At 52.1% G+C, this 20,628-nt stretch carries 26 protein-coding genes and 1 tRNA gene; 17 read left to right on the forward strand and 10 right to left on the reverse strand.

From position 1 onward, the window contains the following. Positions 1-443 precede the first annotated feature (443 nt). The 3 genes from Y71_RS17605 to Y71_RS17615 form a co-directional block, all read right to left on the reverse strand. Positions 444-665: a hypothetical protein gene (locus tag Y71_RS17605; protein WP_007374210.1), complete on the reverse strand. Its 222-nt coding sequence runs from the start codon at positions 663-665 to the stop codon at positions 444-446. Between the two features lie 18 nt (positions 666-683). Next, a complete protein-coding gene (locus Y71_RS17610) occupies positions 684-1,130 on the reverse strand; it encodes a toxin YdaT family protein (protein WP_007374209.1) in 447 nt (148 codons plus the stop codon). Between the two features lie 63 nt (positions 1,131-1,193). Continuing rightward, positions 1,194-1,397 carry a Cro/CI family transcriptional regulator gene (locus Y71_RS17615; protein ID WP_035943249.1) on the reverse strand — a complete coding sequence of 68 codons (204 nt, stop codon included), beginning with the start codon at positions 1,395-1,397 and terminating at the stop codon, positions 1,194-1,196. 78 nt (positions 1,398-1,475) lie between these two features. Between Y71_RS17615 and Y71_RS17620 the strand changes: the two genes are divergently transcribed. Then, positions 1,476-1,877, forward strand: coding sequence for a helix-turn-helix domain-containing protein (locus tag Y71_RS17620; protein ID WP_081120820.1), 402 nt, complete (start codon positions 1,476-1,478; stop codon positions 1,875-1,877). 92 nt (positions 1,878-1,969) lie between these two features. Here the strand turns inward: Y71_RS17620 and Y71_RS30080 are convergent, their stop codons facing one another. Then, entirely contained in the window at positions 1,970-2,326 is a 357-nt protein-coding gene (locus Y71_RS30080; protein ID WP_007374207.1) for a hypothetical protein, read from the reverse strand. 347 nt (positions 2,327-2,673) lie between these two features. On the opposite strand from Y71_RS30080, the gene Y71_RS17625 reads away from it, so the two are divergent. From Y71_RS17625 to Y71_RS17665, 8 genes are all read left to right on the forward strand, one after another. Further along, positions 2,674-2,997 (forward strand): hypothetical protein, encoded by a 324-nt coding sequence (locus Y71_RS17625; RefSeq protein WP_007374206.1) that lies wholly within the window; start codon positions 2,674-2,676, stop codon positions 2,995-2,997. Positions 2,998-3,009: 12 nt separating this feature from the next. Then, positions 3,010-3,198 (forward strand): hypothetical protein, encoded by a 189-nt coding sequence (locus Y71_RS17630; protein WP_007374205.1) that lies wholly within the window; start codon positions 3,010-3,012, stop codon positions 3,196-3,198. A gap of 17 nt (positions 3,199-3,215) precedes the next feature. Next, on the forward strand, positions 3,216-5,471 hold the full coding sequence (locus Y71_RS30415; RefSeq protein WP_081120822.1) for a phage-associated endonuclease: 2,256 nt from the start codon (positions 3,216-3,218) through the stop codon (positions 5,469-5,471). Further along, positions 5,468-5,908, forward strand: a complete 441-nt coding sequence (locus tag Y71_RS17640; RefSeq protein ID WP_007374203.1) for a hypothetical protein — start codon at positions 5,468-5,470, stop codon at positions 5,906-5,908. The genes Y71_RS30415 and Y71_RS17640 overlap by 4 nt, the downstream gene beginning before the upstream one ends. A gap of 10 nt (positions 5,909-5,918) precedes the next feature. Next, positions 5,919-6,479 (forward strand): siphovirus Gp157 family protein, encoded by a 561-nt coding sequence (locus Y71_RS17645; RefSeq protein ID WP_007374202.1) that lies wholly within the window; start codon positions 5,919-5,921, stop codon positions 6,477-6,479. Positions 6,480-6,481: 2 nt separating this feature from the next. Further along, positions 6,482-6,664 (forward strand): hypothetical protein, encoded by a 183-nt coding sequence (locus Y71_RS17650; protein ID WP_035943246.1) that lies wholly within the window; start codon positions 6,482-6,484, stop codon positions 6,662-6,664. Between the two features lie 211 nt (positions 6,665-6,875). Then, positions 6,876-7,100, forward strand: a complete 225-nt coding sequence (locus tag Y71_RS17660) for a DUF4224 domain-containing protein (protein WP_007374199.1) — start codon at positions 6,876-6,878, stop codon at positions 7,098-7,100. Further along, positions 7,101-8,120, forward strand: a complete 1,020-nt coding sequence (locus Y71_RS17665) for a tyrosine-type recombinase/integrase (protein ID WP_007374198.1) — start codon at positions 7,101-7,103, stop codon at positions 8,118-8,120. It begins immediately after the preceding gene. A 105-nt stretch (positions 8,121-8,225) separates the two neighbouring features. On the opposite strand, the gene Y71_RS17670 is transcribed toward Y71_RS17665, so the two are convergent. Together Y71_RS17670 and Y71_RS17675 are read right to left on the reverse strand one after the other, a co-directional pair. Then, positions 8,226-8,313, reverse strand: a tRNA-Ser gene (locus Y71_RS17670). A 141-nt stretch (positions 8,314-8,454) separates the two neighbouring features. Further along, entirely contained in the window at positions 8,455-10,083 is a 1,629-nt protein-coding gene (locus Y71_RS17675; RefSeq protein WP_007374197.1) for an ABC transporter substrate-binding protein, read from the reverse strand. Positions 10,084-10,356: 273 nt separating this feature from the next. Between Y71_RS17675 and yccA the strand changes: the two genes are divergently transcribed. Next, positions 10,357-11,016: an FtsH protease modulator YccA gene (gene yccA / locus Y71_RS17680; RefSeq protein ID WP_007374196.1), complete on the forward strand. Its 660-nt coding sequence runs from the start codon at positions 10,357-10,359 to the stop codon at positions 11,014-11,016. Between the two features lie 88 nt (positions 11,017-11,104). After that, on the forward strand, positions 11,105-11,434 hold the full coding sequence (tusE, locus tag Y71_RS17685) for a sulfurtransferase TusE (protein ID WP_007374195.1): 330 nt from the start codon (positions 11,105-11,107) through the stop codon (positions 11,432-11,434). On the opposite strand, the gene yccX is transcribed toward tusE, so the two are convergent. Beyond that, positions 11,431-11,712 carry an acylphosphatase gene (yccX, locus tag Y71_RS17690; protein ID WP_007374194.1) on the reverse strand — a complete coding sequence of 94 codons (282 nt, stop codon included), beginning with the start codon at positions 11,710-11,712 and terminating at the stop codon, positions 11,431-11,433. The two genes, tusE and yccX, sit on opposite strands and share 4 nt — an antisense overlap. A 91-nt stretch (positions 11,713-11,803) precedes the next feature. Between yccX and rlmI the strand changes: the two genes are divergently transcribed. Together rlmI and hspQ are read left to right on the forward strand one after the other, a co-directional pair. Continuing rightward, complete coding sequence (rlmI, locus tag Y71_RS17695; RefSeq protein ID WP_007374193.1) at positions 11,804-12,994, forward strand: 23S rRNA (cytosine(1962)-C(5))-methyltransferase RlmI; 1,191 nt, start codon at positions 11,804-11,806, stop codon at positions 12,992-12,994. 60 nt (positions 12,995-13,054) lie between these two features. Continuing rightward, positions 13,055-13,372 carry a heat shock protein HspQ gene (gene hspQ / locus Y71_RS17700; protein WP_007374192.1) on the forward strand — a complete coding sequence of 106 codons (318 nt, stop codon included), beginning with the start codon at positions 13,055-13,057 and terminating at the stop codon, positions 13,370-13,372. A gap of 29 nt (positions 13,373-13,401) precedes the next feature. Here hspQ and Y71_RS17705 read toward each other — a convergent pair whose 3' ends face one another. Beyond that, positions 13,402-13,815, reverse strand: coding sequence for a CoA-binding protein (locus tag Y71_RS17705; protein WP_007374191.1), 414 nt, complete (start codon positions 13,813-13,815; stop codon positions 13,402-13,404). Positions 13,816-13,951: 136 nt separating this feature from the next. Here Y71_RS17705 and mgsA point away from each other — a divergent pair, with 136 nt between their 5' ends. Continuing rightward, a complete protein-coding gene (mgsA, locus tag Y71_RS17710; RefSeq protein WP_035885840.1) occupies positions 13,952-14,410 on the forward strand; it encodes a methylglyoxal synthase in 459 nt (152 codons plus the stop codon). 26 nt (positions 14,411-14,436) lie between these two features. Here the strand turns inward: mgsA and helD are convergent, their stop codons facing one another. Continuing rightward, positions 14,437-16,491 (reverse strand): DNA helicase IV, encoded by a 2,055-nt coding sequence (helD, locus tag Y71_RS17715; protein ID WP_007374189.1) that lies wholly within the window; start codon positions 16,489-16,491, stop codon positions 14,437-14,439. 122 nt (positions 16,492-16,613) lie between these two features. On the opposite strand from helD, the gene Y71_RS17720 reads away from it, so the two are divergent. Together Y71_RS17720 and yccS are read left to right on the forward strand one after the other, a co-directional pair. Next, positions 16,614-17,060 (forward strand): YccF domain-containing protein, encoded by a 447-nt coding sequence (locus tag Y71_RS17720; RefSeq protein WP_007374188.1) that lies wholly within the window; start codon positions 16,614-16,616, stop codon positions 17,058-17,060. Between the two features lie 17 nt (positions 17,061-17,077). Further along, positions 17,078-19,207, forward strand: coding sequence for a YccS family putative transporter (gene yccS, locus Y71_RS17725; RefSeq protein WP_007374187.1), 2,130 nt, complete (start codon positions 17,078-17,080; stop codon positions 19,205-19,207). Here the strand turns inward: yccS and Y71_RS17730 are convergent. Further along, positions 19,201-19,821, reverse strand: a complete 621-nt coding sequence (locus Y71_RS17730; RefSeq protein ID WP_007374186.1) for a TfoX/Sxy family DNA transformation protein — start codon at positions 19,819-19,821, stop codon at positions 19,201-19,203. The genes yccS and Y71_RS17730 overlap by 7 nt on opposite strands. A 217-nt stretch (positions 19,822-20,038) precedes the next feature. Between Y71_RS17730 and sulA the strand changes: the two genes are divergently transcribed. After that, positions 20,039-20,548, forward strand: coding sequence for an SOS-induced cell division inhibitor SulA (sulA, locus tag Y71_RS17735; RefSeq protein WP_007374185.1), 510 nt, complete (start codon positions 20,039-20,041; stop codon positions 20,546-20,548). The last annotated feature ends 80 nt before the right edge of the window (positions 20,549-20,628 follow it).

The raw sequence follows: 20,628 nt of genomic DNA on the forward strand, positions 1-20,628 counted from the left end.
TCTCCCAACGGGAGATTTAGAGGGAGCATTACTCTCTGTAGTATTCTCTGTATGAATGTTTGCTGGTTTTCCGCATGCTTGCTTGCTGGTTTTCCGCATTCCAGTTTGTGGTTTTTCCGCATCCTTGTTTGCAGATACAAGTGCCTGATATAAAACATCATTATCAACTTTGTAGAAAAGTCGTGCAGGTACTCCCTTTTTTTTCTCAATCAGTACACCAAGTGAACGAAGTTTCTTACGTGCCCCTTCCTGCTCATAACGGGAAAGCCCGGTTTCCTCTTCCCATTCCTCCTGGGTTTTATATACCCATCCGTCATCATCTGATCGATTTGTCCAGTAGGTCATCTGAGACAGAAAAAGCGCGGCAGCAACGCCAATGTTCAGGCGTATAAAACTACGCTGGAAGGCGATCGGCCTGTCGAGTAGTGGCAAGATATTCATCGTCAGATCCCCAGCGATTCAGCCAACTGGCGGCAGGCAATTTCGTAATCTTTCGGAGTGAGAAAAACGCACTCTTCCAACATTTCAGCTTTGCGCTGCTCGTAGGCCTCCCATTTTTTGGCAGAAAGTCGCTCTTCAAAAATGTCCCGCACATCGCTAACCGGCACGGGTTCACCGTTCAGGCGAAAGCCGTTCCGCCAGGTGATACGATCTTGAGTTTTCATTGGTCTTTCCTCGCACTTTTAAACGCTGGTCAGCCGCTGTGTTTCCTGCATGGCCTGCAAGGCCCGTGCAACTTGCTGCGGTCTGTCTCTGGCATCGAGCAACAGCGCAATAATCGCGGCCGCGAACTCTTTAATCGCCATACAGATCAAATACTGGGTAGTCATCCCCAGTCTGGCGTAGCGTTCTGCCGGAAGCGCGGCTTCCATCGCTTTGGCCAGCGCCAGCGTTTTGTTTCTTGCCGCTTTCGTGTCACCACGCAGCCAGCGAAAAATCTGTTGTCGGTTATTGTTGATGGCGCGCCAGTCGGCCAGGCCGTTGGCATCTTCCATCTGATGCAACTTAACGCCGCCAGTGTTACCGCCAAGACGGAACCACATGCGGGTGATCTCGATTGCTACATATTCCTGGCCGTATTCGGCCGCCCAGCTAAAAATCTCTCTTTTCAGTTCTTCAAGGCTCTCCACTTCCCGCGTCTCCTGTCGCTGCAAACCTGATTACGCTTAATCAGATTTCAAATTCGCATGTTGTTAAGCTGCGTTATCAGTTTTGGAAAGGTCCTGGTACTCGCAAGGGTCATACACGAGGTCACCATTAGTCATAAGAGAAAGGCGAGCAGCCCTTTTTTCCGGGATATGTTCCCCCCAACGAGAAACAGCCGGTTGGGATACGCCCAAGGCTTTTGCCAGTTTGGCCTTACTGCCAAAGTAATTAACCGCATCTTGAGTTAGCACAGACACCTCCAGTTATTAACGTTTGTTTGGAAACTACAGCTTAACATAAGGTAAGTCAAATTAATTTACATTAACTGTATGAAGAACATTGAACTGAATGACCGCATAAGGCAGCGAAGAACAGAGCTGGAAATGTCGCAGCAGAAACTTGCAGATGCTGTGAAGGTTTCTCACGTCACTGTTTTTAAATGGGAGAACGGGGAAACACAGCCCAGAGGAAAAAACTTATTTACTCTAAGCAAGGCATTGAAGTGTTCCCCCACCTGGTTGCTTTATGGCGATGAAGATCAAACCCCATTGCCTCCCGCTGAGATTCCTACAGAACTGGATGATCGGCAGTTAAAACTCCTCGAGCTTTTCGATTCACTACCTGAGTCTGAAAAGGATCGCCAACTAGCTGAGCTTGAACAAAAAGTTGATGATTTCAACGCACTCTTTGAAGAGTTATTAGCAGCCAGAAAAAAAATATCAAAAAAATAACTAATTTATTCAATTGGTTATTTTACCATGCCCCAAAGCTTAACATTTTTTAAGTAAAAAGCATTGACCTTCAACTTACCTTTAATTAAGCTTCATTCCATCAACGACGCACTAACCACGCGGCAGTTGTTCAGAAACAGTTCTGACGGTCTGGAAAGACAGGCAATCGAGGAAAGACCAGCTTCCGGGAGGCGCAGCCAGCGCTGAGGGACGGTTCCAATACTGACCAGTGGCGGAACGCCGGATAACGTAACCGGCACTAATGCCCGGGGCGCCGGCAGTACGCTGACATGCGGGAAAGACCGCAACAACGCAACATGAGAGCGCATTCCATCGTTATCAGTTATGGGTCTGGTGGTTAAATGCAAAATGGCGGAGTGCGCTCCCAGTTGCGGTGAACAGGGGTTGAGCTGGTTTCCCTGCCAGCTTTCCGGTTCGATTCCGGACACCCAACCGAAAATTGCTGTGTGTAGTCTTTGCCCATCTCCCGTGATGGGCCTTTTTTTCAACACAGTTACGATTTTACTGCCGCGATAGCGTTTCCCGAATGGGTGAGACCTGACCAGCAGTGTGACGCCGGGAAAGACCGGGAGGAAAGACCAACGGGCCTGACCAGCCCTGACAGCCGGGAACAGACCGGCAGATGTAAAAAAACCCACCGAAGTGGGTTCTTTTACCCGGACTGGTGACCAAACCGCGCCGGAGGTGCACAAGGGACCAACCTTGTGCGAGGAAAGACCAATGCCTGACAGAGCCAAACACTGATCGGCTCTGAGTATATCACAGAGGAGTCGCTATGGAAGCGCTTACCATCCCCGTTACGCTGTACGTTCAGTACCGCCTTGCCCCGTATGCAAAACAAAAAATCGTAGCCAGTACCATCGATTTTTCAAAGACCGATCCTGATGAGTATCTCCTGCTTGAAACGAAGGAGATTGATCTCTCCATCGCGAATCCTGACACCATCGACATCATTGGTGCGCAGGTGGAAAACCTTCGCCAGCGCAAAGCCAGTATTTCCGCCAGCGCTGATCGCCAGATAGCTGTTATCGACGATGAGATCCAGCAACTGCTGTGCATCGACCATTCCCCGGAAGACAAACACGAAATTCCTTTTTAGGGAGTATTCACTATGAACGATCTGGGCATTGCCCGTTATACCTGCACTGTTGGCGATCGTCGCGGCGAGTTTGGCGACTGCATGGAGAAAGATAAAAGCGGTCGTTATGTCCTTTTTAGCCAGCATGATCGGCAAGTGAAACACCTGCAAAAAGAAGTTGAATCACTTCGTAAAAAACTGCGCCTGACCAGCGCTATTTAAACCAAAGAGGAAAGACCATGCCTGTATATAACGCATTATTTGAACCCAAAAAGGGATCGATAAAAGATGGCGCAGTGCCACTGGCAATCAGTATCGAAGCCCCAAACAAAAAAGTGGCTGGCAGTATTCTGCTTGGCAAACTTTGGGAATCCTACCCTGCCAGCGGTGACCATTATTTCAACCCAAAAATCTGGGAAGACGCGCCGGGACAACCGCGTCCGGAGATAGGCCGCTTTGATGAGCAATTTCCGCAGGAAAATACTTTCGACGGTACAAAGTGGGTACCGAACGCAGCCCCTTCCGTCGAGGAAACTGAATTCCCTGGCCCGGATGAAATTGTGGATCTGATGACTTTGTCACCACGCGAACGTATTGCCGCCGTCGTACTGTTCAGTGATGGTGCATTCACAGGGTCTGCGCTTTCTCAGGTTCGTGATTATCTTGACGATCTGGATAACAGCGACGGCAATTCAGATGAATATGATGAGCGCTTTAACCGTTATCTGATAAATGCAATGTACGGGCATGAGCCTGTGAAACACATGCATATTGAAGGTCTGGATAATCTCGTGCAGGCGGTCATTACTAAATTTGCCGATTCGCAGCCGGGGCGCGCCGCATTATCGCAATTCGTTAAAGCCTGGACAGATAACCCGGGGAAACGCGAAGAACTAATGGCTGCCACCAGCACCAGCACCAGCACCAGCACCAGCACCAGCACCAGCACCAGCACCAGCACCAGCACCAGCACCAGCACCAGCAACGGTGAATCAGGTAAATCCGGACCGTCAACGGCTACCGGCCAGCGCGGCTACAAACACACTTACGCCACTCTCGATCAGGAAATTGCTCTCGCATTACTTCCGATAGAAGCCGGAGCAATGGTTTCTCCCACCGCCTTACGCGCGGCTGAGGAAGAAATTATCAACCCTGACCGCGAAGATTTTAAACGCTGGTCTACGGCTCTGCGGACGACTGACAAGATTCTTAATTATGACCGGGCATCAATATTCGGCGTAATCCAGCATGTGCCAGCAAAAGACACCTACCATTTCCCGGATTCCCTGCGTCGTTATATCGATTCCTGGCTGGCTGAAAATGGCCGCTTTGAAACCCAGCCAGAGGAAAAAACAAAGGTCGTCAATCACGGCGATGGAAAATACAGCATCGAAGGGCTGATCGGCACCCCCTCAAATCAGGGCGAAAAACAGGAAGTGCAACAGCCCGTCGTTACTGAAAGCCAGGCACAGCAGGCGCGCGAAACGCTCAACGAAATGGGTTATGGCATTTATGCGACTGCCGGAAATGAAACGACAAACACACCAGCACCAGATGAAAAGCTGAGTGACAAGGCAAAAGTATTACTTGAATCCGTGGGCACTTTGGGCGACCAACTGGAAAAAGAAGAAGCTGCCCGCGCCCGCGTGGAGGAAGTAGAAAAAAGCCTCGAATCCCGCCCCGACACAGAAAATCTTGCGCTGTGGAAACGCGTCTTTAAAACCGATGAGCGCTTTACCAAAGCATTTACACAGAACGGCGGCGGAACATCGATCAACGGCACCTATATGACCATGCTGGCAACCAGTCAGTTTGGCCCTAAAGGGATTGGCTGGGGCGTGGAAATTCTCGAAGAGCGTTTCGACAACGGCGCACCGATCACGCGCAAAGTGAAAGGCGCTGACGGAAACCAGACGTGGGAACTTATTCCTGATGGCAAAGGTGGCTACCTGACCGAGATCAACCACGTCATCAAAATCAAATTGTGGTACCTGAATGAATTTGGCGAGCGTGGGGAGGAGCTTTCTTACGGCTGCACTCCTTACCTTTACGATAGTAAATACGGGCCGATTTGCGACGGCGAAGCCACTAAAAAATCTCTGACTGACGCCACCAAAAAGGCGCTCTCTTCCCTCGGCTTTGCCGCTGATATTTTCATGGGACTGTACGACAACCCGGAATACCGCCAGAAAAACAAGGAAGAATTCGCGATCAAGAACGCCAGCGAAAGCGCAGAAAGCGCGGCGCAGCTGCGGCAGGAACTTGACGAGAAACTCTCCCGCATTGCCAACACGCTGGCCACCGGCGTTTCTGAAAATGAGGTGAATAAGGTCTATTCATCCATTGCCCGCGAAGTGGACACACACCGACAGGCCGCCGAGCAAAAAGGTGATACGCAGCATGCACGCTATCTGAGCGGACGTCTGCGCCGACTGACGGACATCAAAGACGGTCGCATTCAGGAACTGAAAAAAGCACAGGAGAAAGCATCGTGAGCAAAAATGGTTGGTACTACCTTCACGAAAATGGCGATCTCATTTACAAGCCGTCACCAGATGCAATCGTCGATATCAGGGATTCTGACTTCGCTGTCTGCTCATGGCCTTTAGATGCCAGCAGCAGAAAAACAGCATGGGAATTTCTTGTAGAGGCGCTGGCTCTTGGTGCCAACAAACAACGGGTCAGCGAACTGGCTGAAAAATGGCATTGCGACGATGCCGATGCAGAAAAATTTGCTGAGGTCATCGGCATAACCATCAAAAAAGATGGTAACGCATGGTGTGCTCACAAGGCTGACTTTATTGACCTGGAATCATCCCCTGCCGGTTTCGGTGATAACAAGCTTGAAGCTATGGCTTCACTGGCAAAACAGCTTGGTATTCATGGTGGCCATATGTGGCGTTCAACATTCTCGGATCTGGTGAAAGCCTAAGGATTACAAAATGAGCAACGTAACTGCAATCGCATTAGCAAATGACTACTCTAGCCTGTTGAACCTGCTGGAAACCTCAGACGAATTTACGCCGGAAATGATCGCCGACACGCTGGAGGGCATCGAAGGCCAACTCGGCGACAAGCTGGACGCTGTAATGGTCGTGGCGCGCAATAACCTCGGTAATGCAAAAACCTGCGAAGAGGAAATGAAACGCCTGGCTGAGCGCAAGAAGTCTTTCGAGAATAAAGATAAGGCTCTGCGCAAATACATTCTGTCATGCCTGCTGGAAGCCGGGCTGGATAACCTTAAGACGGTGAAAAACACTTTCACCGCCCGCAAAGGTTCGGTGAGCGTGGTGATCGACAACGAGAAGCTGCTGCCCGATGAGGTAGTAGACGTCCAAACCGTGATCACTCCTGACAAAAAAGCCATCAAAGAAGCGATTGAAGCGGCCGAAGCGGCGGCAGCTCAGATCACCGCAGACGGCGGCGAAGTCCCGGCAGAATTGCTTAACCCGGTGCCCGGTGCTCATCTTGAAACTGGCGAACGTTCGCTACAGGTACGGTAACCATGCTGAAAATCACTCTTAAACCCGGCGACGGTCTGCATGTTGTGCTTCCTGATGGTACCAACGGCATAATCGAAGCCCGCAGCCGCAGCGAGATATGGCTGCACATGCCACCAACTGTCAAGATGACGCGGCAACCGCGAGCGTTCCATCGAGAAAACCTGATTAAGCGTAATCAGAAATAACCATCCACCATCGTTAGCATTGTGGCTCCCTGAACCACTAAAGGAGCCACAATGCTGCGATGGCAACCCGGAGCAGTTTTGCTCTCAGATTTCGATATCAAAATCGGTCGGCTCTCCGCCAGCGCGCGGAAAAGGACACTGACCATGTCCGATATAGCTGATTCATGCGATGCCGCCGATGACGCAATACGCAGAATGATGAGGAAAGACCATGACCAGAAACAACGATCTTCTGACCGACGCTGAGCTGATCGAATTTACCGGCTATCAGAAACCGTCAAAACAACGGGAAGTATTAGACCGTGGCGGCGTTTCATACATCGAAGACCGCGAAGGCCGTCCGATGGTGACGTGGACGCACATAAACGCCGTTCTGAACGGGCAGATCACCGCGCAAGCCAGCGAAGAAGAAAAACCCGATTTCGGTGCAATTTAAATGGGAAGAAGCAGAAAGGATCCGGCTGATAACAGGCTTCCGCCGCGCGTATCAAAGACAAAAACACGTTACTACTACAAACCAACCTCACGCGAAACGATTACGCTGGGGCCGGTCACCCTAACCATGTCTGCTTTGTGGAAGCGCTACGAGGAAGAACGCCGTAACCACAGCGACATAATGACATTCGAAAAACTCTGGGGAATGTTCCTTAAAAGTGCCTATTACACTGAACTGGCGATACGCACCCAGCGGGACTACCTGCAACACCAGAAAAAGCTGCTCGCTGTATTCGGTAAAGTGAAAGCCGATCTTATCAGGCCTGAAGATGTGCGCCAGTTTATGGATCGTCGTGGGGTGCAAAGCAAGAACCAGGCGAACCAGGAGATGAGCAGCATGTCTCGCGTGTACCGCTGGGGATATGAACGTGGTTATGTCAAAAGTAACCCAGCCGCTGGCGTCCGCAAATTCTCTCTCAAAGCGCGTGAGCAATACATCACGGACGAGGACTACCTGACAATTTATAAACATGCCGATCACGTCGTTAAAGCTGCAATGGAGATTTCCTACCTGTGCGCGGCGCGGCAAGCTGATGTTCTGGGACTGGGCTGGATGCAGATTTCTGATAAAGGGATTTTCATTCAGCAGGGCAAGACAGGGAAGAAACAGATCAAGGCCTGGACACCTCGCCTGCGCGAGGCACTGGAAACGGCACAGGTGGAATGTCCGAAACTGTCCCCTGATGGGCTTGTGATTTACAACAGCGATCGGGGCCAGTTTATCCGCAAGACCTTTAACAATCGTTGGCTTAAAGCCGTGCGCGCGGCACAAAATGAACTGGGCCGCCAGCTGGACTATACCTTCCACGATATCAAGGCTAAAGCTATTTCAGATTTTGAGGGAAGCAGCAGAGATAAACAGATTTTCAGCGGGCATAAAACAGAAAGCCAGGTGCTGATCTACGACCGAAAAGTACAAATCAGTCCGACGCTTGATCGCCCGGTTATTGGGAAAAAGTGAATGATTATGCAAATGTGAGGATGCGATATTCTTCGCGAATATTCTTTTTCAATTCTTCGCCTCAAAAACAAAGGGGCTAGCTTATTGCTAACCCCTTGTTTAATCTGGCGGAAGCGCAGAGATTCGAACTCTGGAACCCTTTCGGGTCGCCGGTTTTCAAGACCGGTGCCTTCAACCGCTCGGCCACACTTCCGGAATGAGGCGCACTATAAACATCCCCGGGTCGTCTGTAAAGCCTGAGAATGTTTGTTTGCCTGAAAAACAATCAAAAACGTGTTATTTGTCTGAAATATCAGCGTTATGATCGTTTATTCAGCGCGCCTCCCGGCAAAACTTAGTGTTTCTTGATGTACAAATCTTTTGTCAGATAGACACCGAGACTGTCAGGCGCAAAACCTCCCACCCACGGTTTCACCAGATGCGTACGCACGTAATGGTAGACCGGAATGGCCGGAACATCCTGGGCGAGGAGATCTTCCGCTTGCTGGTAGTATTTCCCGCGTTCGGCAACGTCCTTCGCTTTCGCCGCATTTTGCATCGCTTCGTCATACGCCGGATTGCTGTACTTGCTGGTGTTTTCGCTGTCGCCGGTTCGGAAGTTATTCAGGAAGGTCGCGGCATCATCATAGTCGGCAATCCATGCATAGCGTACCGCATCAAAATTGCCGGTATGCATGGTATCCAGCATGGTTTTCCACTCCTGATTTTGCAGCTTCGCTTCCACGCCGAGGTTTTTCTTCCACATCGAACTGGCGGCAATGGCTATACGCTGATGCGTCTCCATGGTGTTATAAAGCAGATTGAAGCTCAGCGGATGCGACGCGTTGAACCCGGCTTCGTTAAGCAGTTTTTTCGCTTCGGCTATCCGCTTTTCACGCGGCCATGACGCATAATCCGGCGACGCGATTTTCACGCCGCCGATTTGCGGCTGGCTGATAACCCATGCCGGACGCTGCCCCTGCCCCATCACTTTATCGGCGATGATGTCCTTATCCAGAGCCATATTCAGCGCGCGGCGTACGCGCGGATCGTTAAACGGCGCTTTGGTGGTATTAAACTCGTAATAATAGGTCGCCAGTTGCGGTGAGACATGTACCTGATCGCCCAGCGTTTGCTGTAGCTGCGCGAACTGATTCACCGGAATGGTGTAAGTAATATCGATTTCACCCGCCTTGTAGCGGTTAACATCCGCCGTTTCGGCATTAATGGGCAGATAGGTGACTTTATTAATGACCGTCTGTTTGTTGTTCCAGTAGCGCGCGTTGCGCTCGGCAACGATGCGTTCGTTGACCACCCAGTCGGTGACCTTATATGCGCCGCTGGTAACGATATGCTCCGGTTTGGTCCACTTATCGCCAAAGCGATTAATCAGCACCGGATCGAGCGGCACCAGCGTCGGGTTCGCCAGCATCGCCAGGAACGCGGCCGTTGGCTGCGTCAGCGTGACTTCCAGCGTTGAATCATCCAGCGCTTTTACCCCCAGCGTATCAGGCGATTTCTTGCCTAATGCAATCTCCGCCGCATTCAGAATGTGCATGTTGCCAGGATAGCTGGCGTAAGGTGATGCGGTTTTCGGATCGACTAAACGCTGCCAGCTCCAGACCACATCTTTCGCGGTGATGGCGGTACCATCTGACCAGGTGATGCCCGGACGCAAATGGAATACCCAGACCGTGTTGTCCTTGTTCTCCCATTTTTCCGCGAGGCGCGGTTCGATGGAACCGTCGTTCCTGACTGCCACCAGCCCGTCGAAGATATCGCTAATAATATTAAATTCGACGTCGCTTTCTACTTTCTGCGGGTCCAGTGAAGAGGGCTCGCTGCCATTGTTGCGTACTAGTTCCTGTTTTTCTGCCAGCACAGTCCCTGCTGGCACGGTTGCGGCAAACGCGCCACTGCATGCGCTCAGAATGCCGACAGCCAGGAGGGAAAGTGCAATATGATTACGTGGTTGTGGTTTCATGTCCTTTTCGCCTTATTCATTTATAGTATGCCGACGCGTTTACACTCTTAGCGCCCAAAGATTTATATAGCAATAGATTTCAGTGACATATAAGACACCGATATGGTTCTGCTTCACATTAATCCCTTTATTCTGCCTGGAGCTCATTTCGTCGCAGGAAATATTGTGCTGGTACCCTTGCTTTATGAGTAAAGATGGGTAAAACAACTTTGTTACAAAGCCAGTCTTTTCTAGACTCGGCAGACAATTACATCTGTCATAAGAGAGTGACTCATGGATCGTATTATTACTTCATCGCGTGACCGCAGTTCCCTGCTCAGCACGCACAAAGTTTTACGCAATACCTATTTTCTGCTTAGCCTGACGCTGGCGTTTTCCGCTATCACCGCCACAGCCAGCACCGTGCTGATGCTGCCTTCGCCGGGGCTGATCCTGACGCTGGTGGGAATGTACGGTTTGATGTTCCTGACCTATAAACTGGCCAACAAACCGACCGGTATTCTGGCGGCGTTCGCATTCACCGGTTTCCTGGGTTATATCCTTGGGCCAATCCTGAATGCCTATCTGTCAGCCGGTATGGGTGATGTGATCGGGCTGGCGCTCGGCGGTACTGCGCTGGTGTTTTTCTGCTGCTCGGCTTACGTGCTGACCACGCGCAAAGATATGTCCTTCCTCGGCGGTATGCTGATGGCGGGCGTAGTGGTTGTGCTGATCGGTATGGTGGCGAATATCTTCCTGCAGCTACCGGCACTGCACCTGGCAATTAGCGCCGTGTTTATCCTGATTTCCAGCGGCGCGATTCTGTTTGAAACCAGCAACATCATTCATGGCGGCGAAACGAACTATATTCGTGCAACCGTCAGCCTGTATGTCTCGCTGTACAATATTTTTGTCAGCCTGCTGAGTATTCTGGGCTTCGCCAGCAGAGACTAAACGGCACATCTGTACAACAAGCCCCGCTTATGCGGGGCTTTGTTTTTTGCTACACTGCCGCCGTTGTTGACTGACGTTGTGAAAAACTATGTTGATGTTTGAAGGCAAAGAAATTGAAACCGATAGCGAAGGCTATCTGAAAGATACCTCCCACTGGAGCGAAGCTCTGGCAGAGGTTATTGCGCAACAAGAAAGCATTACACTCTCCCCGGAACACTGGGAAGTGGTGCGCTTTGTGCGCGAATTCTATCTGGAATTTAATACCTCGCCGGCCATTCGCATGCTGGTAAAAGCGATGGCGAATAAATTTGGCGAAGAGAAAGGCAACAGCCGCTATCTGTACCGCCTGTTCCCGAAAGGCCCGGCAAAACAGGCGACGAAAATCGCCGGCCTGCCTAAACCGGTGAAATGTATTTAATAGCGGATGCCAAAGTTCGTCCATTCTCTGCCGGGTTGATGCGGTTCAGTCAGCACTCTGTCAACCCGGGCGCTGCGCGGCCCCCCCGCTTTCAGCCATGCCACCAGTTTGTCGACATTTTCCGCTTCTCCGCAAGCCACCACCTCGACACTGCCGTCGTCCAGATTACGTGCATACCCCGTTAGCCCCAGACGCTGAGCTTCATGCTGCGTGCTATAACGAAATCCGACGCCCTGCACCATTCCGTGTACCCAGGCAATTGTGCAAACTTGTGTCATCTTGTTCCCCTTTCTGTGCTGGCGCGTTGCATTTGCCCGGCGAACCCGTGACAATAGCGCCCATTTTCTTCAGTCTACAGAATAGCCGAATATGAGCGTACGTTTAGTGTTAGCCAAAGGGCGCGAGAAATCATTGCTGCGCCGTCACCCCTGGGTTTTCTCCGGTGCAGTCGCACGGATGGAGGGCAAAGCCAGCCTCGGTGAAACCGTTGATATCGTTGATCACCAGGGCAAATGGCTGGCGCGCGGAGCGCTGTCGCCTGCCTCGCAAATTCGCGCTCGCGTCTGGACGTTCGATAAAGATGAAAGTATTGATATCGCTTTCTTTACGCGTCGCCTGCAACAGGCTCAGCAGTGGCGTGACTGGCTGGCGCAGCGCGACGGGCTGGACAGCTATCGCCTGATTGCGGGGGAATCCGACGGGCTGCCCGGCGTGACTATCGACCGTTTTGGTAATTTCCTCGTATTGCAGTTGCTGAGCGCAGGCGCGGAATACCAGCGTCCGGCGCTTCTCTCCGCGCTACAAACCCTCTATCCGCAATGCTCTGTTTACGATCGCAGCGATGTCGCAGTGCGTAAAAAAGAGGGGCTGGAACTGACGCAGGGCCCTGTACTTGGTGAGTTGCCGCCTGCGTTGCTGCCCATCGAAGAGAACGGCATGAAGTTGTATGTCGATATTCAGGGCGGCCATAAAACCGGCTACTACCTTGATCAGCGCGACAGTCGCCTGGCGACCCGCCGCTATGTCGCGGATAAGCGCGTTCTGAACTGTTTCTCCTATACCGGCGGCTTTGCCGTTTCTGCACTAATGGGCGGCTGCCGCCAGGTTGTCAGCGTGGATACTTCCCAGGAAGCGCTGGATGTGGCAAAGCAGAACGTCACGCTCAACAAGCTTGATCTGAGTAAAGCCGAGTTTGTCCGCGATGATGTGTTCAAGCTGCTGCGCAAATACCGCGATCGGGGCGAAACCTTCGATGTGATCGTGATGGATCCGCCGAAGTTCGTTGAAAACAAGAGCCAATTGATGGGCGCATGCCGGGGTTATAAAGATATCAACATGCTGGCGATTCAGTTGCTGAACCCTGGCGGCATACTGCTGACATTTTCCTGTTCCGGTTTGATGACCACCGATTTATTTCAGAAAATCATCGCCGATGCCGCAATAGATGCAGGCCGTGATGTACAATTTATAGAACAGTTCCGTCAGGCCGCCGATCATCCTGTGATCGCTCCCTACCCGGAAGGGCTGTATCTGAAAGGGTTTGCCTGTCGCGTCATGTAACTTGAATTTTGGAGCCGCACCCTCATATCTGAGGGAACAGAAGGTTCCCGGGAGGTGACAATGATAGCCAGCAAATTCGGTATCGGTCAGCAGGTTCGCCATTCGCTGCTGGGATATCTTGGCGTGGTGGTCGATATCGACCCTGAATATTCACTTGAGGAGCCGTCGGCGGATGAGCTGGCGGTAAACGACGAGTTACGCGCTCTGCCCTGGTATCATGTCGTTATGGAAGATGACGACGGCCAGGCGGTTCATACCTACCTCGCGGAGGCGCAACTCACCAGTGAAGTGATGGATGAGCACCCGGAACAACCCTCAATGGACGAACTGGCGCGCACCATCCGCAGACAACTTCAGGCGCCACGCCTGCGTAACTGAACATACCCCGCCGACTGCGGGGTATTTTTTTACTTCGCCAGGCCCAACCGGGGTATTTCAATCGCCGGGCAACGATCCATCACCACCCGTAATCCTGCCTCACGCGCCAGCACTGCCGCCTGCTCGTTAATCACCCCTAACTGCAACCACAGCGTTTTCGCACCAGCAGCAATGGCTTCCTGCGCCACACCCCAGGCCGCTTCCGAGTTGCGGAAGACATCCACCATATCGATTTTTTCCGGCACTTCCGCGAGCGTTGCATATCCCTGCTGCCCAAGCAGCGTTTTGCCGGCGACTTTTGGCGAAACGGGGATCACGTGATATCCCTGATCCAGCAGGTATTTCATAACGCGATAGCTCGGGCGGTCAGGCTTATCGCTTGCCCCCACCAGCGCAATAGTCTGGGTCGATTGTAAAATATCGGCGATCTCGGTTTCTTTCATGGTTTCCTCCGGGCGATTTCCCAAAGTGTACGTCAAACAGAGCCTCTCAACCATTTTCAGATTTTTTTATCTACTTCTCTTGCAGCATCAGGTGCTTCCAGTAATCTGTAGCGAAAATAACTGACGGGAACCGATGATGGAATCAACAACTCGCACCCTACCCGTGCGCAAACATATTGCACTGGTGGCACACGATCACTGCAAGCAATCGTTAATGAAGTGGGTAGAGCGGCACCAGCCGGTGCTGGCAAAACATGAACTTTATGCCACCGGCACGACCGGTAATTTGATTCAGCGTGCGACAGGTCTTGAAGTGAACGCCATGCTGAGCGGCCCCATGGGCGGTGACCAACAGGTAGGCGCGTTGATTTCAGAAGGGAAAATCGACGTGCTGATTTTCTTCTGGGATCCGCTGAATGCCGTTCCGCACGATCCGGATGTCAAAGCGCTGCTGCGTCTGGCGACGGTCTGGAACATCCCGGTGGCGACTAACTTATCGACAGCGGACTTTATTATCGCCTCACCGCAATTCAACGACAGCGTCGACATTTTGATCCCGGATTATCAACGCTATCTGGCCGAACGGCTGAAGTAAGCACAGGCGGCAAAAGCCGCCTGTTGTCAGGGTTTTCTCGCCTGAGGAACATCCAGCGATTTGAGGATATCGACAAAACGCGACGGGTTTTCTTTATTAAACAGCAGCCAGACACGCTTACGCGCGCGCGTTAACGCCACGTACAGCAATCGCCGCTCTTCCGCGTCAGGAAACGTTTCTGTCTGAGGTAGCAGCGCCTGTTCCATAATCGACTCGCGCGCCGGAGCAGGAAAACCGTCCTGCCCCTCATCTAACCCCACCACGATCACATAATCTGCCTGCTGACCTTTACTGGCATGGATGGTCATAAAATCGAGCTGCAACTTCGGCCAGCGGGTTGCAGCCTTCGCGAGACTTTCCGGTTTACGGTGATGGTAACGCGCCAATACCAGGATGCGATCCTCGGGCGTCGCATAACCGCTGAGTTTATCCAGTAAGGCATCGAGTTGATCCTCAACCATCAGCGTTACCGCGTGTTTATCCCCAGCGGTCAGGCTGTTAAGCGGCTTCGCCAGTTGCCACGGGTTTTGCTGAATAAAGCGATTTGCTACTTCACCGATGCGTGAATTGAAACGGTAAGTGGTATCGAGCGCACAAAGATCGCCCTCGCCAAAGTAGTCATGAAACGCGGTGGTCAGCGAAAGCTGCGCCCCGCTAAACCGGTAGATAGCCTGCCAGTCATCACCGACGGCAAACAACGTAGTCTGCGAGTTTTGTTTACGCAAGGCCGCCAGCAGCGCCGCTCGCTGTGGGGAAATATCCTGAAATTCATCCACCAGGATATGCTTCCATGGACTGATAAAACGCCCTTTCTCCAGCACATTGATGGCCTGATGAATCAGACCTGAGAAATCGACCGCATTTTCCGCCTTCAGCGCTGCTTTCCAGGCTTTTAATAGCGGAGCCATCAGCTTAATACGTTTACTGAACAGGTCGCGTACCTCTTCTGGCGCGTCGGCAATCATTTCAGCCTGCGCACCGCCATGCATTCGCATCAGGCCGATCCAGCGATCGAGGCGTGGCCCTATGCGGCGCTGAAGTTTGTCATTTTCCCAGAAATTGCCTTCCGGCACGTCCCAGGCCATCTCCTCCTCAAGCCATTGCCGCCAGCCTTTTGCCTGCGCCTTTTTCTCGCTGCACTGCTGACACCAGGTTTCCGTAAGCAGCGCCATGCGCGCGGCAGTGTCGTTCTCCAGTTCGCTCAGCGCAGGCACTTTTTTACTGCCCTGCCGGATGATATACAGCGCCAGCGCATGGAAAGTCCGCGCGGTAATCTCTTCGGTATGCAGCCGTTCGCGGATGCGCTCATCCATTTCCTGAGCCGCCTTGCGGCCAAAAGCTAATAGTAAAATCTGATCGGGAGCCGCCTCGCCGCGCGTAAGCAACCAGCCAGCGCGCGCCACCAATACGGAGGTTTTACCACTGCCGGCTCCGGCCAGCACCAGCAGCGACTGTTCTCCATTCACCACGGCTCGCGCCTGCGAAGGATTGAGCGGGGAACTTTCTATCTGCTCAAAAAAGGCGGCATATTGCGTGAGCATCGCCTCGGTATAGGCCTTATTATGCTGCGCTCTTCGTTCTTCAACATCGTTCAGCCATGCCTGGCACTGCTGCCAGAGCTCGCGGCAGTTCTCAAACTCCGTCAGTCGACTTACGGGCATCGGCAGCGCAGTAAACGCCTGCTGCAACTGCTGTTGTAGTCCGGTAAGCTGTTTGCGCGTCAACCATTTCGCCTGATCGACACGCCCGGCAATAAGCTCAAGCTGCTCCGATAGCACGCCAGCCGCTACTTCGCTCATCTCCGCGCCCCATTTACTCCAGCGCTCATTAAGATGGTGATAAAAACGTTGGGTTTCGCTCCACTCCGTGCCGTGAAGACGCACCACTTTCTTATCGGCAAGCTGAAACTCCATCTCGCCCCAGACCAGCCCGCGTTTGCACTCAATTGCCAGCAACTGATTAAAAGGAATAAGGTATTCATGCCGGTCACCCGTGACTTTGATGCCCGCGTTCAGAATTATCGCGCGATCGTACGGGTGCTGGGCTAACCGTTTTCCCAGTGAAGTCGCTTTCAGTTCCATGACTTATCGTTCTCAGCCTGTGACAATAAAAGCCAGTTTACCTGCCAGAGAATTGGCGCTCCAGTCCAAAAAGTCGTTACAATTGCCGGGATACACCACTCATAGGGTTGTTCTGAGGTTTTATGCGTACTGTTCTGAATATTCTGAACTTTGTTCTTGGTGGTTTTGCCACCACACTGGGCTGGTTGCTGGCAACCGTGGTCAGTATCGTGCTGATTGTAACGCTGCCGCTGACGCGTTCCTGCTGGGAAATCACGAAGCTCTCGCTTGTTCCGTGGGGAAATGAAGCGATTCATATAGATGAACTGGAACCTGAGCGCCAGAATAGCCTGCTGAACGCGGGGGGAACAGCTCTGAATGTCATCTGGTTTGTGCTGTTTGGCTGGTGGTTATGCGTCATGCATATTGCCGCCGGTATCGCGCAGTGCATCACCATTATCGGCATCCCGGTAGGCGTGGCGAATTTTAAAATTGCGGCGATTGCGCTCTGGCCAGTGGGTCGTCGTGTGGTTTCCGTCGAAACCGCCCGCGCAGCCCGCGAAGCTAACGCTCGTCGTCGTTTTCAGTAACCGGACCGAATGCCGCTATGTTAAGCCCTCTGCTTCGTCGTTACACATGGAATAGCGCCTGGCTGTATAACGTCAGAATTTTTATTGCCCTCTGCGGAACAGCAGCGCTCCCCTGGCTGCTTGGCGAGGTCAAACTGACCATCCCCTTAACGCTGGGCGTCGTGGCTGCCGCATTGGCCGATCTGGACGATCGCCTGAGCGGACGGCTGAAGAACCTGATCATCACGTTGATCTCCTTTTTTATTGCTTCTGCCTCCGTCGAATTGCTGTTCCCGTGGCCGTGGCTGTTTGCTATCGGGCTTGTCAGCTCCACCTGCGGTTTTATCTTGTTAGGCGGGCTTGGGCAGCGCTACGCCACCATCGCTTTTGGTGCCTTGCTGATTGCGGTTTACACCATGCTGGGGATTTCGCTTTTCGACCAGTGGTATCAGCAACCACTGCTGTTGCTGGCAGGCGCAGTCTGGTTCAATTTCCTGACGCTGGTTGGGCACCTTGTTTTCCCCGTTCGCGCTTTGCAGGACAACCTTTCACGCAGTTACGGACAACTGGCACACTACCTTGAACTGAAATCCCGCCTGTTTGATCCGGATATTGAAGATGAAAGCCAGGCGCCACTTTACGATCTGGCATTGGCGAATGGTCAGCTCGTCGCTACGCTCAACCAGACCAAAGCAACATTGCTGACGCGCCTGCGTGGCGATCGTGGACAACGAAGCACGCGCCAGTCCCTGCATTACTATTTTGCCGCGCAGGATATCCATGAACGCGCCAGCTCATCGCACATTCAATACCAGACGCTGCGCGAACATTTCCGTTACAGCGATGTGATGTTCCGCTTTCAGCGTCTGCTATCAATGCAATCGCAGGCCTGCGACAGGCTGTCACATGCCATTCTGCTGCGAACGCCCTATCAACATGATTCACGCTTCGAACGTGCGTTTACTCATCTTGATGCCGCGTTAGATCGCATTCGCGCCAGCGGCGTAACGTCAGCCGATCATCTGAAAGCTCTGGGTTTTCTGCTTGATAACCTGCGCGCGATTGACGCGCAATTAGCTACGATCGAAACGGAACAGCCGCAGTCCCAGCTTCTGAATGAGACAGAAAACCAGTTAGCGGATGACAGCCTGAATAGCTTTAGCGATATCTGGTTGCGGCTGCGCAATAATCTGACGCCGGAGTCTGCGCTTTTCCGCCACGCTGTACGTATGTCGCTGGTACTGTGTGTTGGCTACGCATTTATTCAGATCACCGGTTTACAGCATGGTTACTGGATCCTGCTGACCAGTCTTTTCGTTTGCCAGCCCAACTATAACGCCACCCGCCATCGTCTGACCCTGCGCGTCATCGGCACGCTGGTAGGTGTGGCGATAGGTTTGCCGGTGCTCTATTTCGTTCCTTCCCATGAAGGGCAACTGGTGCTGATCGTGATTACCGGCGTACTGTTTTTTGCTTTTCGCACCGTGCAATACGCGCATGCTACGATGTTTATCACCCTGCTGGTGCTGCTCTGCTTTAATCTGCTCGGCGAGGGTTTTGAAGTAGCGATTCCCCGTATCATTGACACTCTTATAGGCTGCGTGATTGCCTGGGCGGCGGTAAGCTTTATCTGGCCTGACTGGCGTTTTCGCCACCTGCCACGCGTGACAGAGCAGGCTTTCGATGCCAACTGCCGTTACCTCGACGCTATTCTGGAACAATATCATCAGGGGCGCGACAACCGGCTGGCGTACCGTATTGCCCGGCGCAATGCTTATAACCGTGATGCTGAGCTGGCGTCGGTCGTATCCAATATGTCTTCAGAACCCGGTGCATCGCCTGAACTCCGCGATGTGGCATTCCGTTTACTGTGCCTGAACCACACCTTTACCAGCTATATTTCTGCACTTGGTGCGCATCGCGAGCAGCTCACCCATCCCGATATTTTGCGTCTGCTTGATGACGCCGTCTGTTATGTAGACGACGCCCTGCATCACCTTCCTTCTGATCATGCGCGCGTACAGGAAACGCTAAGTTCCCTGTCGCAGCGCATTAAACATTTAGATCCGCGCCCGGATAGCAAAGAGCCGCTGGTCCTTCAACAGATAGGCCTGCTTATCGCATTATTGCCGGAAGTTTGCCGTCTGAAAAGCCAACTGGTTCAGTGAGGATTGGCCGTTTTCTTCATCACAATAGTGAACCACTCCATCAGTTCCTGGCGCGTCTGCGCCGGGAGCGCCGCTTCGTGCAATCCAGTAATAGCGCCTTCCAGCGCCAGAAGAATTTTCACCCCCAGATGGCAATTCGCTTTCCGCAACCTGAGCCAACTGGCCTTTGCGCCAAGAAGACGCAACGTCTGTACATCCATAATTCCGACATCACGAAGCTGCATTTCGAGCTGAAACGTCAGATTAGGGAGATCGCGAAGACGTTTCCGGGCGCTGCGCTGCACTTTTTCACGCCGTGCAGCATCGAGAGAATATGCCGAAAGTTCCAGCAGCATAGGGCGATCGTTCCATAATGCCTGATCCACAAAGTAGTAATTTAACGAAACCTCCCGTCCACGTTTGTTGAATACTAAAAGTGGCGCATGGTGCGTTATTGCATATTGAGCGCTTTGTTCACAGGCCCGCAGATAAAGCTCTCCTTCGGCCACCATTGCAAAAACCGTGTCATCCACCGACAAGCTATAACCGCCAAAATGCGCACGGTGACGAATTTCGCCAAGCGATGTGAGACATTCACATGATTGATATATACGCTGATAAGAAAGGTCTTCCATGATTTTTTCCTTATAAATCACACAGTAAAGCCACTACAATGTTAGCTGTTTCGTTAGGCAGGAACATAGGCAACTGTGGACGGGACAGCAAGCGAATTTTTCGTTGTGCGGTAAAGACAAAACAAAAATGCGAGATAGTTTCAGAAATTGAGGTTGATCTTTGAACATTCAGGGGTTACTGTATGTTTATACAGTAACTCACAGGGCTGGATTGATTATGTACACTTCAGGCTATGCTAAGCGTTCAACGACATTCGATTCCGCACTCACTACGTTAAATCATGCTGACTCCTCCCGCGGAGCGTCCGGGCTTATTAGCGAAGTGGTTTATCGCGAAGATCAGCCAGGAATGACACAGCTTCTTTTATTGCCCTTGTTGCAGCAACTTGGCCAACAGTCCCGCTGGCAGTTATGGCTTACGCCACAGCAGAAACTGAGCCGTGAATGGGTGCAATCCGTTGGTCTGCCACTCACCAAGGTGATGCAGGTTAACCAGCTTTCACCTTGCCTGACGCTGGAATCAATGATCCGCGCATTACGCACCGGGAACTATAGCGTCGTAATTGGCTGGCATGCGGAAGAATTAACCGAAGATGAGCACCACCGTCTGGTGATGGCAGCAGAAGAAGGCAACGCGATCGGCTTCGTTATGCGTCCAGTACGCCATGATCCCCTGGCTGCGAGACAGCATTCCGGGATAAAAATTCACTCAAATTTGTATCATTGAGTAAATTTAAGAGTATTCCTGGGATTATTTTTGCCTGAAGGTTGCTTTTGCATTTTATCCGCAAAATACAGCGACAAAGC

The sequence above is a fragment of the Kosakonia radicincitans DSM 16656 genome (genome assembly GCF_000280495.2).
Classification (GTDB): Bacteria; Pseudomonadota; Gammaproteobacteria; order Enterobacterales; family Enterobacteriaceae; genus Kosakonia; species Kosakonia radicincitans.